Below are 15,898 nucleotides of genomic sequence, written 5' to 3' on the forward strand. Positions count from 1 at the left end.
AGTTCTTAGTTGGTAATCTTTTATTTTAGTCAATAATATTAGGACTTAACCATTTTTGCGCATATTCGAAGTCAATATTTTTTCTATTGGCAAAATCCTTCACCTGATCTTCTTTTATTTTCCCTAATCCAAAATATCTAGCTTCTGGGTTTGCAAAATAATATCCCGAAACTGATGCTGCAGGCCACATAGCAAGTCCTTCTGTCAATTCAACCCCTATTCTATCTTTTACTTGTAACACTTCCCAAATTGTTAATTTTTCTAAATGATCTGGGCAAGCTGGATATCCTGGTGCTGGTCTAATACCCTTATACGATTCTTTAATTAATTCTTCATTTGATAATTTCTCTTCTTTAGCATAACCCCAATCTTCTTTTCGAATTTTCTGATGTAAACATTCTGCAAAAGCTTCGGCAAGACGATCTGCTAAAGCTTTAATCATTATCGAATTATAATCATCCAGATCTGCTTCAAAAGCTTCTGCAAGTTCTTTGGTTCCAAAACCAGTAGTCACACAAAAACATCCCATATAATCTTGTATCCCACTTTCTTTCGGGGCAACAAAATCAGCCAATGCAAAATTAGGTTTGCTAGCATGCTTCTTTAATTGCTGTCTCAATGTCCTAAATTTAAAATCTTTTGAGTTTGATTTAATTAAAACATCATCATGATCCACAGTATTGGCCTCAAACAAACCATACACCGCTTTTGCGCCAAGTAGTTTTTCATCAAATACTTTTTGTAATAATTCTTGTGCATCTTCATACAATGAAGCGGCTTGTTCCCCAACAACTTCATCTGTCAAAATTGCTGGATATTTACCATGTAAATCCCATGATCTAAAGAAAGGTGTCCAATCAATAAAAGATTCTAACTTTCTTAAATCAAAATCTTCAATAACCTGAATTCCTAACGTATTTGGTTTTATAATTTCTGAAGAAGACCAATCGATCTTATATTTATTTTTTCTAGCTTCTTCAATAGACAAGTATTCTTTTTGTTTTGTTCTTTTAAGAAACCCTTCTCTAAATTTTTCATAATCATCTTTGAGATCTCCTACATATTTTTGATTACTTCTTTTATTCAACAAATCTCCAACAACAGTAACTGCTCTGGACGCATCATTTACGTGAACTACCGCATTTTTATATTGAGGATCAATTTTAACAGCGGTATGCGCTTTTGATGTAGTAGCTCCACCTATCAATAAAGGAACCTTAAAATTCCTACGCTCCATTTCTTTTGCTAAAAACACCATTTCATCCAGTGAAGGTGTAATCAAACCACTTAATCCAATGATATCTACTTGCTCATCAATAGCAGTTTGAATAATCTTTTCTGGGGGGACCATTACTCCCATATCCACAATTTCATAGTTATTACACCCTAGTACTACAGACACTATGTTTTTTCCTATATCATGAACATCTCCTTTTACCGTAGCCATAAGAACTTTACCCGCAGAACCATTACCTTCGGCCTGTTTGGGATTCTTTTTCTTTTCTTCTTCGATATAGGGTAATAAATAAGCAACTGCTTTTTTCATCACCCTAGCGGATTTCACTACTTGTGGCAAAAACATTTTACCAGATCCAAAAAGATCTCCTACTACATTCATACCAACCATCAAGTTACCTTCGATCACTTCAATTGGTTTCTCTGCAGCTAATCTTGCTTCTTCTACATCTTCAACTATATATTGATCAATCCCTTTAACGAGTGCTCTAGTAATTCTATTTTGTAAAGATTCTTCTCTCCAAGAAAGGTCGACCGTTTTTTCTTTACTAGTCCCTACAACAGTTTCTGCAAAATCCAATAATCTTTCTGTGGCATCATCTCTTCGGTCTAAGATCACATCTTCTACATGTTCAAGGAGATCCTTAGGAATATCATCATACACCTCTAACATTGCAGGATTTACAATACCCATATTCATACCAGCTTTTATGGCATGATATAAAAACACTGAATGCATTGCTTCCCGAACAGGATTGTTTCCTCTAAAAGAAAAAGAGACATTACTAACACCTCCGCTTACACTGCAATGTGGTAGGTTTTCTCGAACCCATCTTGTAGCTTCAATAAAATCAATAGCGTTTTTTCTGTGCTCCTCCATTCCCGTGGCAACAGGAAATATATTTAGATCAAATATGATATCCTCAGGAGGAAAATTCACCTGATTTACTAAAATATCATAAGATCTTTTAGAAATTTCGATTCGACGTTCATAATTATCAGCTTGGCCAACCTCATCAAAAGCCATAATTATTACAGCAGCTCCATATCGTTTAATTTTTTTGGCGTGAGCAATAAACTCTTCTTCACCTTCCTTAAGACTAATAGAATTTACTACACATTTTCCTTGTACCACCTGTAAACCAGCTTCAATAATATCCCATTTAGAACTATCAATCATAATAGGAACTCTTGCAATATCTGGTTCTGCCATAATTAAGTTTAAAAACCTAACCATCGCTTCTTTTCCATCAATTAGGCCATCATCCATATTGATATCTATCACCTGTGCACCACCTTCTACCTGATGCCTAGCTATATCTAAAGCTTCGTCAAACTTTTCCTCTTTTACTAAACGTAAAAATTTACGTGATCCAGCAACATTTGTTCGTTCTCCTACATTAATAAAATTAGTTTCTGCTGAAACAATCATGGGTTCCAATCCGGATAATTTCAGATATTTTCTTTTTTGCTCCGTACTCATAATCTATGCTACAACTTCTACTGATCTTGGTTCATACTTTTTAGCTAAATCCGCAATCGCTTTTATATGCTCGGGTGTTGTTCCACAACATCCTCCGATAATATTCACTAAACTTTTATCCATATATTCCTTAATCTGAGATGCCATTTGTTCTGGAGTTTCATCATATTCTCCAAAAGCATTTGGTAATCCCGCATTAGGATGTGCAGAAACTCCAAAATTAGCTTTCTGGGCTAACACTTCTAAATGGGGAGTTAATTGACTTGCTCCCAAGGCACAATTAAAACCAACTGATAGCATTGGTATATGAGATACCGAAATTAAAAATGCTTCTGCAGTTTGTCCGGATAGTGTACGGCCACTTGCGTCGGTTATCGTACCACTTATCATAATTGGCACTTCTATATTTCTTTCATCTTTCACCTCTTCAATTGCAAAAAGTGCAGCTTTTGCGTTTAAAGTATCAAAAATAGTTTCAACTAAAAGAATATCAGAACCTCCATCAAGTAAAGCTTCTACTTGTTGTTTATACGCCACTCTTAGTTCATCAAAAGTAACTGCTCTAAACCCAGGATCATTTACATCTGGAGACATACTTGCAGTTCTATTTGTAGGACCAATGGACCCTGCCACAAATCGAGGTTTATGAGGTTCTTTCTCTGTAAATTCATCAGCTACTTCTTTTGCTATTTTAGCAGATTGATAATTTAGTTCGTAGACCAACTCTTCCATCTCATAATCTGCCATCGCAATTGTAGTCCCCGAAAAGGTATTGGTTTCCACAATATCGGCTCCTGCCTCGAAATACAACCGATGCACTTCTTTTATAGCTTCGGGTTGTGTAATGCTTAATAAATCATTATTCCCTTGCACTGGAATCGGCCAATCTTTAAATCGTTCTCCTCTAAAATCCTCTTCTGTATACTTATGACGTTGGAGCATAGTACCCATAGCACCATCAAGCACAAGAATTCTCTCTTCTAATATTTTTTTTATGTCTTTCATTTATCCATCTTCAAGCTAATACTTCTTAAATCTATTTTTAAACGATAATGAAATACTAAGGCGGGCTTTATATAACATTATCGAATAACATTAAATCTCCTTTATAAAAGGAATATTTTAAAATATATCAAGAAAAATAAATGGAAATAGCAAAAGCTATGGTCATTTGTTATCTATTTCGTTTAGTATACGAATAGAACGTAGCACCTTCTTTAAAAGATAAAGGGTTGCTAAGGTATCATAGGGTCTATTCCCTCCACCTTTCTTGATAACATTTAATAATTATATGAACTAAACAGTTTTATAACCGTTATGATTACAAATTAAAGGCATAGCCTTTTGTTTTGCAAGTTTATTCTACATTTTTAAGATTCAGGAGCTAATTCTACTTCTAAACCATCTAATTCTGGAGTAATTGGAATCTGACATCCAAGTCTACTATTATCCTCTACATAAAAAGCTTCTGCTAACATTAAATCTTCATCTTGGCTCATTTCTGGAAGCTCATGATCTGATAAGACATAACATTGACAAGATGCACACATCGCCATACCACCACAAGTTCCTTCTACAGGAAGTTCATAGGCTTTGCACACTTCCATAAGGTTCATTGCCATATCAGTAGGAGCCTGTACTTCATGAATTTCTCCTTCTCTATCTTTTATCTTTATGGTAACGTCTGACATATTATCGTCTTAATCGTATAAAAATCCTCGCAAATATACCGAAAAATGATCAGTATTAATTGCGAGGATTATGATATAATAAATTCTATACTATTGCTTTTACTACTTCTTTTTTAGCTTCTTTTTTAGATCCATCAAATCCTTCAACTCCTCCAACGGTAGTATACTTCATTACATATTTCTTGTCTGGGAAGATCCTTTGATAAGCACTTTGACACATAATGGCTGCTTCATGAAATCCTGAAAGAATTAGTTTTAGCTTTCCTTTATATGTATTAACATCTCCTATTGCATAAATACCAGGAATATTTGTTTGGTAATCGTAAGAGTTATCTACTTTTATTGCATTTTTTTCTATTTCTAATCCCCAATCACCTATTGGTCCTAATTTTGGCGAAAGTCCAAATAATGGAATAAAATAATCTGTATCAACATTGATATCTCCCTCTGTTTTATGTTTGATCCCAACAGCGGTAATATGATCATCTCCTTTTAGTTCTTTTACTTCTGCTTGAGTGATTAAATTTACTTTTCCTAACTTAGTTAATTCAGCAACTCTTTCTACAGAATCTAAAGCTCCTCGAAACTCATTTCTTCTATGTACTAGTGTTACCTCACTAGCTACATCTGCTAAGAAAATAGTCCAATCCAATGCAGAATCTCCTCCTCCAGCTATCACAACTCTTTTATCTCTATATACTTCTGGATCTCTAATAATGTAAGCAACTCCTTTATCTTCAAAATCCGTAATATTTGGAATAGGTGGTTTACGAGGTTCAAAAGAACCCAATCCACCAGCAATTGCTACTACAGGCGCATTGTGTTTTGTTCCTTTATTGGTGGTTACCAAAAAGGTATCATCTTCTAACTTCTCAATAGTTTCTGCTCTTTCTCCTAAAGTAAAACCTGGTTCAAAAGGCTTTATTTGTTCCATCAAATTATTCACTAAATCACCAGCTAAAATCTCAGGAAAACCTGGAATATCATATATTGGCTTTTTAGGGTATATTTCAGAACATTGTCCTCCTGGTTGAGGCAATGCATCTATAAGATGTGTTTTTAACTTCAGTAATCCAGCTTCAAAAACAGTAAATAAACCTGTTGGTCCAGCTCCAATGATTAGAATATCAGTCTTGATCATGTTCAACTTCTTTTTTTCCTATTAATCCTTTGGTAAATTCATTAAGTGTTTCCACTTTTTCTTCGAAATCACCTTTTATTGTTTTTCTATATTCGTTTAAATTCTTAACTAAATCATCTATGTTTTCTGGAATTACTTCTTCGAAAAACTGACGTAGTCGTTTTGCTGTTGTTGGTGACTTTCCATTTGTCGAAATAGCCACTTTTACGTTTCCTTTGGTTACAATACCTCCCATATAAAAATCACAATACGGAGGATTGTCCGCTACATTTACCAATTTACTTCTTTTCCTACAGTCTTTATACACTTGTACATTGACTTTTGGAACATCTGTAGTAGCAATCACAATATGTTTCCGTTTAAGAAAACGTCTGTGATATTTCTTTTTAATCATCTCCACCCCAAACTTATTAGCTAAAGTAATTGTATCGTCTCTATACATTGGGGACACCATTGTTACTTTAGCATCTGGACTAGATTTTAGTAAGAACGTAAGTTTTTCTTCGGCTACATTTCCCCCTCCTACAATTAGGATCTCAAGGTTTTTAACTTTCAGAAAAACGGGATATAAATTATTTCTTTCTTCCATCTCTACATCTATCCTGAACTATCAAGATACGATTTCTTCTTTTACTTCTCTATAAATCGAAGCTAATTTTGCTCTTTGCTCTACTACTTCTCCAATTACAATAATCGCTGGTGATGATAGTTTTTTATCTAATACAACCTGCTCTATTGTTTTTATTGAACCAAATCCAAATTGCTCATTTTCAGTAGTTCCATTCTGAATAACAGCAACTGGAATATCCTCCTTATTTTCGGCTGCAAAGATACTAACTATTTCGCTTAGCTTGCTCATCCCCATTAAAATTACCACAGTTGCATTTGATTTAGCTGCCAGGCAAACATCCTGCGATAATTTATGGGATTTCGTTGTTCCTGTAATTACCCAAAAACTCTCGGAAAACCCTCTTTTTGTTAACGGAATTCCTTGATATGCTGGAACTGCTAAAGAAGATGATATCCCTGGTACCATATTAGTTTCTATACCAAATTTTTGAACATAATCAATTTCTTCCGCTCCTCGTCCAAAAATAAATGGATCACCTCCTTTTAATCGTATTACATGTCCATGACTTTTAGCTCTACTAACGATTAACTCATTAATCTGTTCTTGTTGATATGAATAACATCCTTTTCTTTTTCCTACAAATATCTTTTCTGCTTTAGGCGAATATTCTAATAAGGATTCATTGATAAGTGCATCATATAACACCACATCTGCAGACTCCAATGCTTTAATAGCTTTTAACGTAATCAAATCTGGATCTCCTGGTCCTGCTCCAACTACCGTTAATTTCGGTGTTTTAGTACTCATTTCTATTTACTTATTATCTTTATTTTAAATATTTTACAACCTTGTAAAGATATTATACATTTTCTACTTCCAGTGCTCTAAATGCTTGCACTTTTTGCAAAAATTGCCCTGCTTTTTTAATATAATCCACTGCAAAATCCTTGCTCGGTGCGTTTTTTTGAATCTGATATATCAAATCCGCGAACGTTCCATCAAGATTGATCTTCCCACTTACTACAAATTCTGTATCAAATTGACTTATAATACTCGCATGTGTATTTGTTTTCTTGTTCTCTGCAAGTAATAATGCTTTAGCGGAATTAACTAAAGAACTATATGCATGATATATAGCATCAGAATATACTTCATTCTCAAAAGATACTTTTGCATTTTCTATCTTTTCTTCACTTTCTAAAAATAATGTTGCTATTAAATCAATTACTACACCAGCACATTCTCCAATCCCTATTGCTTTTACATATTCTTGTTCAGTCCCCCAGTCTATAAAATCTTCTTGAGTTAAATTTTCTACATTGGACAAATCCGTAAGTAAGTTATAAAAATACTTTTCTCCTTTGTCTTCATAATATGTTACAAAAGTCTTACCATTTGCATTTTCTTCATAATCATCTAAAATTCTACGTAATGCTTCTGGGCCTCTTCTACTAGGAATTTTTACTACTTTATCTGCAAAACGTCCTTTTCCATCACCTAGGTTTCCTCCTCCTAATAACACTTGTAATGCCGGTGCCACCAACTTATCTTTGGTTCTTACTGACATTCCCTGAAAACCGATATTAGCCATATTGTGTTGACCACAAGCATTCATACATCCACTAATCTTAATTACCAGATCCTCTTTTTGTAAATATTGAGGGTATTCAGTTTTTATAACTCTTTCTAATTCTTCGGCAATACCAGTACTACTAGCAATACCTAGGTTACAGGTATCAGTTCCTGGACAAGCAGTAATATCAACCGCTTTATTATATCCTGCTTCTACAAATCCTAATTTTTCTAATTCTTGATAGAAAAATGGAAGCAATCCTTCTTTTACAAAAGGAATTAAAATATTCTGACGAAGAGATAATCTTATTTCTCCTGCAGCATATTTCTCTACTAAATCAGCTAGTAACCTGGCTTTATCTGTGTAAAAATCACCTAATAGAACTTTAACACCAATTGCTACATATCCTTCTTGTTTTTGAGAAATCACATTAGTAGATTTCCATAAATCAAAAGCTTTTTGGTTCTTAACCTCTACCTCAGGAATTTCCACCGATGCTGGAATTGATGCCACATAAGCTTCTGCATCAATGGACACTGTTTTCTGCGCAATTGCTTGTTGTTCTGCTTCTACTAATTCTTTAAAAGCTTCTACACCAATATCCTTTACCAAGAACTTCATTCTTGCTTTTGCTCTACTCTTACGTTCCCCATGACGATCAAAAATTCTCAAAACTCCTTCCATTAAAGGAATAATCTTATCGGTCGGCAAGAAGCTATATAATTCATCTGCATGTCTCGGTTGTGAACCTAATCCTCCTGCAAGCATCACTTTAAACCCTCTTACCCCATTTTCTATTTTGGCAATAAAACCAAGATCATGCATATAAGATAATCCTGTATCTTCTTCTGTTCCTGAAAAAGACACCTTGAATTTACGTCCCATTTCCTGACATATTGGATTTCTTAAAAAGAAACGAAACAACGCATCTGCATACGGTGATACATCAAACGGTTCTTTTGGATCAACCCCAGCAGTTTCTGAAGCAGTGACATTACGAACGGTATTACCACAAGCTTCTCTAAGTGTTACATCATCTCTTTCTAACTCCGCCCAAAGCTCTGGAGTTCTATTTAAATCCACATAATGAATCTGAATATCTTGTCTTGTTGTTATATGCAATCTACCCCTAGAATATTCATCCGAAACGTCACAAATTCTTCGTAATTGATTGCTCAACACCTTACCATAAGGTAATTTAATACGAATCATTTGCACACCTTCTTGCCTCTGCCCGTATACTCCACGAGCTAGACGTAGGCTACGAAATTTCTCTTCATCAATCTTCCCTTTATGGAATTGCTCTATTTTATTCGCTAATTCAATAATGTCTTTTTCGACAATTGGGTTTTCTATTTCTGTTCTAAAACTTTGCATTTTCTTTCGTATTTCAACCTTTAAAAAAGGACATACTTATGACTTTTGTATAAAGGTTTTTTAATTCTAAAAATTCCTGTTTTTTCTTATCAGTAAAAGATTTTTATCTATTGGATAAAACCTACTCCTGAAGTATTATTGGTTTGAGAATCTATTAATATAAATGACCCTGAAGCTTTATTCTTACTATAAGAATCGATAGCCAAAGGTTTACTTAATTGTATTTGAACTTTTCCTATTTCATTTAGACTTAGTGAATTCTTAGCGGTATCTTCTCCAGAAAAATCAGTAGCAACTGTTCCACTAATATTCTTCACTTTTGCTAAAACTCTACTACTTCCACTTTGGATGAAATAATTTGTTCCAGGATTTAGGTCTTTATTATCCATCCAACAAATTGTTGCGGTTAATTGCTTTTCTACCTTAGGCTTCTCCGACGATTTTACAATCATATCACCACGACTTACATTTACATCATCTTCTAATGTAATCGTACAAGAACTACCTCTACCTGCTGTATCAAATTTTTGATCAAAAAAGAAAATCTCTTTCACTTTGGATGTTGTTAAAGAAGGTAAAATTGTTACCTCATCACCTACAGAAATATCTCCTCCATATAATTTACCAGCATATCCTCTAAAATCATGAAATTCATCTTTTTTAGGTCGAATTACTGTTTGTATTGGGAAACGCACTTCTGCTTTTTCATACACATCTTGCGCATCTAATTCTTCTAAATGTTCTAGTAATGTTTGACCACTGTACCAAGGAGTATTCTCTGATTTGTCTACAACATTATCACCCTGCAAAGCACTAACTGGAATAAAAGTGATGTTTTGTTCTTTGTAATCACTTTTAGCTATCAACTTTTCAAAATCTTCTTTGATCGCCTCATATTTATCCTGAGAAAAATCAACCAAATCCATTTTGTTTACCGCCACAATCACATCTTTTACTCTCAATAAATTATTAATAAAAAAGTGACGATATGTTTGTTCAATTACTCCTTTTCTAGCATCAACCAAAATAATAGATGCCTGAGAAGTCGAAGCTCCAGTAACCATATTTCTGGTATATTCTATATGACCAGGAGTATCAGCTATAATATAACTTTTCGTTTTTGTAGAAAAGTAAATGTGTGCTACATCAATAGTAATACCTTGCTCTCTTTCCGCAACTAATCCATCAGTAGCTAATGAAAAATCTAGGTAATCAAAGCCATTGGCTTTACTTCTAGTTTCGATTGCCTCTAGCTTATCTGTTGTTAATGACTTTGTATCGTATAAAATACGTCCAATCAAGGTACTCTTACCGTCATCTACACTTCCTGCTGTTGCTATTTTTAATACGTCCATTTTATTACTCATTGATCGTTTACAGTTAGTTATCAGTTGATTGTTTAAATCTTACAAAATCAACCTACTAATACGATATATTCTCAATTAATTCAATTCTTATTTTCTTTTATCTGTTAACCATCAAAGATTAACTAACAACTATCAATTATTTCTAAAAATATCCTTGTTGTTTTCGTTTTTCCATGGCTGCTTCAGATCTTTTATCATCAATACGAGCTCCTCTTTCTGAGATCGTAGACTCTCTAATTTCTGAAACTACCTTATCAATAGTAATTGCATCAGAAAGCACTGCTGCTGTACAAGACATATCTCCTACGGTACGAAATCTAACTAATCGTTCCTCTACTAATTCATCATCTTCTCTATGCACGACATCATCTTCTGCAGACCAAATCATACCATCTCTAATAAATGTTTTTCGTTTATGCGCAAAATATATAGAGGGGATTTCAATATCTTCTTTTTGGATATAACTCCAAACATCAAGTTCTGTCCAATTACTAATCGGAAATACACGTACATTCTGACCTAAATCAATTTTACCATTAAGATGATCAAAAAGCTCTGGTCGCTGATTTTTTTCATCCCACTGACCAAAATCATCTCTTACAGAAAATATACGTTCTTTTGCTCTCGCTTTTTCTTCATCTCTTCTTGCTCCGCCAATTGCAGCATCAAATTTAAATTCTTCCAACGCATCAAGAAGTGTAGTCGTTTGCAAACTATTACGACTAGCATACTTACCTTTCTCCTCTATCACTTTACCTTGATCAATAGAATCCTGAACATTACGAACTATTAATTCTACTCCAAGTTCTTTTACCAAACGATCTCTAAACTCAATGGTTTCAGGAAAATTATGCCCTGTATCAATATGTAAAAGCGGAAAGGGAATCTTACCTGGATAAAATGCTTTTTGCGCTAATCTTACTAGAGTAATAGAATCTTTACCCCCCGAAAAAAGTAATACAGGCTTTTCAAATTGGGCCACGACTTCTCTAAAAATATAAATCGCCTCACTTTCTAAAGGATTCACTTTTAGCACTTTTTCATCCACAATTTGTTCTTTTATATGTTCAATTACTTCCATGTAATTTAATCTTTTTTTTATATATCTTGACCTAATTAGTATGAATCCCGCATTCTCTATTATCTAGAACTTTTGTTGGATCGAAATACTTAAATTCATTTGGTAAATTATGTTGTTCCAAATACACATCTAACTCCGCATCACTATAGTAATAAAAAGGGCTTACTTTTAAAACTCCATCATTACCCAAACTCAAAATATCTAATGAATCTCTTAATGCCGTTTGTCCTTTTCGAAGATTGGTAAACCATACATCCGGTTTAAAATCATTCATAGCTCGTTTAAAAGGTTCTAGCTTTACTTGTTGTGTAAAAATTTTATGTTTTGGATCATCAATATCAGGAATACCCATCACTACATCCCTATGCGCAGCTGTTTGTTTTGGAACGTACAATTGTACATTAAGTTTAAGTAAATTAATCACTTCTTCTGCATGCTTATATGTATTAGGAGTATTGTATCCAGAGTCACACCAGATAACAGGAATATCAGATAATGCTATAGAACTCACATTAAGAATAGCAGCTTCATACGATCTAAAATTAGTAGTTACTACTGGAGTTTTCGCATTTAAAACAGCCCACTGAGTAATCTCTAAAGGAGTTTTATCCTTTAAAGCATTATTTAAATTCTGTATTTCCTTTTCTGTAAATTTCATTTTTTTAATTCTTTTTCTGTTACTTCTAATTTAATCAAGAAGTAAACCAGCAATTATCTTCCCCATTTAATACGATTCCAAATTCTTTCATGAAAAAAGTAAAGGATCATTTTTGTTACAAAATCAATTGATGCGATAGATGTAGCCAATGCTATTTCGCCAGTTAACACATAAGAAACAATTAATGTGTCCAACGTGCCAACTACTCTCCAACTTATAGCCTTGGCGATACTTCGCAATGGTTTCTCCGAAGTCCTATCAGTCTCATACGATGTTTTCTTCGTAGCTACTTTATCTAATATCATTTGATCTACAATCATTTTTTACTTCAAAACCTATTACCCTATCGGAATAGTAGATTATTAAACAAATGTATATATAAAAATCTATTTCTTAGTCTTAAAAACTTTAAAAAATTACTAGAAATGAAAGAATTATGATATTATTAATAAAAAGCCTAGTGATTTAGTAGATTATTATTCAAACAAGTCATGTTATAAGGAATCCAGCACAATAATTTCGATTTTTTGACTACTACTATTATTGAAAACATCCCAAACTTTAATTTCTAAAGTATGGTGCCCTTTTGATAATGTATCTAATGGATAAGAGATAAACCCTTTCTTATAACTATTGTCATAATTGGAAAAATAATTGTTTAATATTTTCTTTTCTCTTGTATGTCCATCAATAGTCATTGTCATTTGATGCCCAATTCCCATTCTAGAAACATTGATTCCGTCCTCATCAGCGATCTCTATTTTTAGTTCTGCATTAGCCTTAACAACATTAATTACCTTTGTTTTTTCACCTTCAATAAAAACTCTGATCTCTGGTCCATTGATATTCGATGATTTTACTTTTGATAATCCACCCAACAATATATCTTCTTGCACCCCAACAGCGTCTTCTAAAGCATTTTCAACTTTAGCATATAAGATTATTTTACACTTCCCTACAGATAGGTTTATATCTTTTGGGATCACAAATTCGAAATCAAACAATCCCTTTTTAATTTCAAAACTTCCATCATATATTACAACGTCTTGATCTTTGTATTTTAACTGTATAAGATCTCCTTTTCTATTTTTAATTCTATTATTACCTAGTGTCTTTTTACTAAATTCTTTGTCAAATATCTTAACATAAATCTCCCCATCATATTTTTTTATAACATCTTGAGACACATCTAATAGTTCTCCAGATATTCTAATCTTGTCTAGAGCTCTAATTGTATCATTAAACTTTTTAATTGGTATTTCATTAATCTTAGTAATACGAATAGTAGGTAAAGGCATTTGAAGAGACATTACTGGGTCTCCAATAAAAAACACACTTCTTTTATCTTGATACCCTAGTTCATTTTTTAGTTTTAACACTACTTCTGATGGTTTCAAATGAGAATCTTTCTCAGAAAAAAGAGAATTGATTATTTTATTATTTATTCTAACTCCAGCACTCATAAAAATTTCTCTAGTAGTTGCAATCATAGCTATTGCACCTCCGTTTGGGTTTTTAAAAATATGCTCTCCAACAGAAACTTCGAAAGGATTATCAAACCGAGTAGCCAGACAGGTAACAGTAACAAACAACGGTAGCTTATCTTTATTTTTAAGTTTGATTGCTTCTTTTTTAGTAAAGAAAAACTCCGTACCAAACCCTTCCTCTTCAGCGTGTCCAAAATAATCTAAAACAGCAACACCTTCCTCGATTTTCTTTATTAGTGTCTTCGTAACGTTTGGATATCGCTCACCGCTGGATGTTGATTCTTGAATAAATGCATCGCTATATACTTTAGAGATATTTAAAAAAGGATATTTTTTAATCAAAGAATTTCCTACATTATCTAAGCTTCCTTGGATACGTTGCTCCCAGACTTTATCCACATCATCCGACAGTAAGAGTATGTTGTTTTTCCAATCCCCAAAAGAATTTTTCTGATGATATCCTATAATTTTATTAACTACATCATTAGCAGCTATATCAGTATCAACCAATATTCGTCCAAGAGCAATATCTAGATTATCTTTCAATTTCATTTCTCCTTCTTCTGGATCCATCATTGCAAAAAAATCATCTGACACATACGATCTAATGTTTGAAAAACTATTATAACTCATAAAACTTGGAACATCATTCTTTTTATATATCTGATTCCCTTCTGTATCCATCATTTTATGTTTATAATCGAATGTAGCATTTCCTAAGAAACATACATATGCCAGTTTTTTAGCATCAGATGAAGCATTTTCATAGACATATCTTATAAAATTTCTAATCGCTCCTATGTCTTGTTTACCGCTACTAAATTCATTATAAATTTCATGCACGGGTGCTACTTTGACATTCATATTATTATGCTCCCTATGAAAATTTGCCAATCGATTTGCCGCTAAAAGTTTATCTTTTGATGTAATTATTATATAATCTAAGTCTCTAAAATTATTCTCTTTATCTAAGAAAACAGTTCCTTTCAAATCTTGATTTTCTACTTTGCAATTATTTGGCTTTAATGGATAATAAAAATCATTCTTAGGAATAGCAATAAACCTTCTTGTTTGATTAAGGCTTGTCTTAAAAGAAAACTTTTCTGAAAAAGAAATATTCCTAAAAACGGCTATTGAATCTGTATTAGTCACATCCCATATTTCGGTAATTTCTTTGGTATTCTTTAATTGTATCTCCCCTATTTTTTTAACGGAATTAAAAGTAGGAATTTCAAACTTCAATTGCTTATCAGATAAAACCAATGATCTTTCTGCCGAAATCTTTATGTAATCTAAATAACTCTTTCCTAATACCTGATTTTCTGTTTCATATTTAATGTTAATATGGATAGAATCTGAATTATTCGTCATCATTTTTTCTACCCAACCTTCTTTAGCAATACTTCCTTTTGATAACTTTTGAAACTTAACACCTTCTACTTCTTTTTGGTTTATTTTGACACTAAATCTAGAAGACTTATCGGATTGAGCAGCTGCAACAATAGTATAGTAAACCGGCATAAAATCCACCTTGTTAGGAAAATAAAACGAAAACTGCTTTTCTTCATTATTTTTAATTTCATCTCCTAACCACCTGCGCCCCATCAACCCAAGATTATATTGATCTATTTCATAAAACTGACCTTCTCTAAATGTAGTAATAACTGTATCGACTTTTTTGTTTACAGATTCTGAATTGAATATTCTATTTCCTTTTTTTCCAGATGTAGTAATAAAATAATAAGATTTATTATCATATGCATTGATATGAGTTTTACTATCGGTATTATACCCTTTGGTACTTTGACCATAAAAGAGGATGTAGTCATTTTTAGAAAGAACACCATTTTCTCCCCCAACTACTTTAATAGCATTTTCCTTTAAATCAAACTCTTTATTTTCGCTGTTTTTAAGAGGAATCATTTGCCCTCCATTTCCGTAAATTTTTATTGTCGTAGGATCTATTGTAGCAACATCGACCCCTAAATCAGATAAAAAATCAGGAGTAATTTTATATACCCCTGTTTTCTCAATATAAAACTTGTACCAATCCCCTTTTGCCAACACAGAATTAGACATAGGGATTTTTTTTAGAACTTGCCGGGCTGTGCTCGTTCTTTTTTTAGGAATTTGTTGTATTTGATTTCCATAAAGCGAAGCACTCAATAAAACGATAAAACATAATAAAACACTTCTTTTCATAAAAATAAAATGATAAAATAAATATACATTT

At 33.0% G+C, this 15,898-nt stretch carries 12 protein-coding genes and 1 riboswitch; all 12 genes read right to left on the bottom strand.

Annotated features, from left to right (window positions below):
* Positions 1-25: 25 nt before the first annotated feature.
* Complete coding sequence (metH, locus tag J8L88_RS09360; protein WP_211060598.1) at positions 26-2,719, bottom strand: methionine synthase; 2,694 nt, start codon at positions 2,717-2,719, stop codon at positions 26-28.
* 3 nt (positions 2,720-2,722) lie between these two features.
* Positions 2,723-3,724: a homocysteine S-methyltransferase family protein gene (locus J8L88_RS09365; protein ID WP_118389109.1), complete on the bottom strand. Its 1,002-nt coding sequence runs from the start codon at positions 3,722-3,724 to the stop codon at positions 2,723-2,725.
* 166 nt (positions 3,725-3,890) lie between these two features.
* Positions 3,891-3,999: riboswitch (SAM riboswitch) on the bottom strand.
* A 90-nt stretch (positions 4,000-4,089) separates the two neighbouring features.
* A complete protein-coding gene (locus J8L88_RS09370) occupies positions 4,090-4,410 on the bottom strand; it encodes a 2Fe-2S iron-sulfur cluster-binding protein (protein WP_027393078.1) in 321 nt (106 codons plus the stop codon).
* 85 nt (positions 4,411-4,495) lie between these two features.
* A complete protein-coding gene (locus tag J8L88_RS09375; protein WP_027393077.1) occupies positions 4,496-5,551 on the bottom strand; it encodes an NAD(P)/FAD-dependent oxidoreductase in 1,056 nt (351 codons plus the stop codon).
* The gene (locus J8L88_RS09380; protein ID WP_211060599.1) at positions 5,538-6,140 is read right to left on the bottom strand and encodes a bifunctional precorrin-2 dehydrogenase/sirohydrochlorin ferrochelatase; all 603 of its coding nucleotides are present in this window, start codon (positions 6,138-6,140) and stop codon (positions 5,538-5,540) included. The genes J8L88_RS09375 and J8L88_RS09380 overlap by 14 nt, the downstream gene beginning before the upstream one ends.
* Before the next feature lie 21 nt (positions 6,141-6,161).
* Positions 6,162-6,929, bottom strand: a complete 768-nt coding sequence (cobA, locus tag J8L88_RS09385) for a uroporphyrinogen-III C-methyltransferase (RefSeq protein ID WP_027393075.1) — start codon at positions 6,927-6,929, stop codon at positions 6,162-6,164.
* 52 nt (positions 6,930-6,981) lie between these two features.
* The gene (locus J8L88_RS09390) at positions 6,982-9,072 is read right to left on the bottom strand and encodes a HEPN domain-containing protein (protein WP_211060600.1); all 2,091 of its coding nucleotides are present in this window, start codon (positions 9,070-9,072) and stop codon (positions 6,982-6,984) included.
* 107 nt (positions 9,073-9,179) lie between these two features.
* Complete coding sequence (locus J8L88_RS09395) at positions 9,180-10,427, bottom strand: sulfate adenylyltransferase subunit 1 (protein WP_211060720.1); 1,248 nt, start codon at positions 10,425-10,427, stop codon at positions 9,180-9,182.
* A 154-nt stretch (positions 10,428-10,581) separates the two neighbouring features.
* Positions 10,582-11,520 (bottom strand): sulfate adenylyltransferase subunit CysD, encoded by a 939-nt coding sequence (gene cysD, locus J8L88_RS09400; RefSeq protein ID WP_211060601.1) that lies wholly within the window; start codon positions 11,518-11,520, stop codon positions 10,582-10,584.
* A 31-nt stretch (positions 11,521-11,551) separates the two neighbouring features.
* Positions 11,552-12,178: a phosphoadenosine phosphosulfate reductase family protein gene (locus tag J8L88_RS09405; protein ID WP_211060602.1), complete on the bottom strand. Its 627-nt coding sequence runs from the start codon at positions 12,176-12,178 to the stop codon at positions 11,552-11,554.
* 53 nt (positions 12,179-12,231) lie between these two features.
* Positions 12,232-12,498 (bottom strand): DUF2061 domain-containing protein, encoded by a 267-nt coding sequence (locus tag J8L88_RS09410; protein ID WP_027393070.1) that lies wholly within the window; start codon positions 12,496-12,498, stop codon positions 12,232-12,234.
* 174 nt (positions 12,499-12,672) lie between these two features.
* A complete protein-coding gene (gene porU, locus J8L88_RS09415) occupies positions 12,673-15,744 on the bottom strand; it encodes a type IX secretion system sortase PorU (RefSeq protein ID WP_211060603.1) in 3,072 nt (1,023 codons plus the stop codon).
* Between the last annotated feature and the right edge of the window lie 154 nt (positions 15,745-15,898).

This window comes from Aquimarina sp. MMG015, from assembly GCF_018100855.1.
Taxonomy (GTDB): Bacteria; Bacteroidota; Bacteroidia; order Flavobacteriales; family Flavobacteriaceae; genus Aquimarina; species Aquimarina latercula.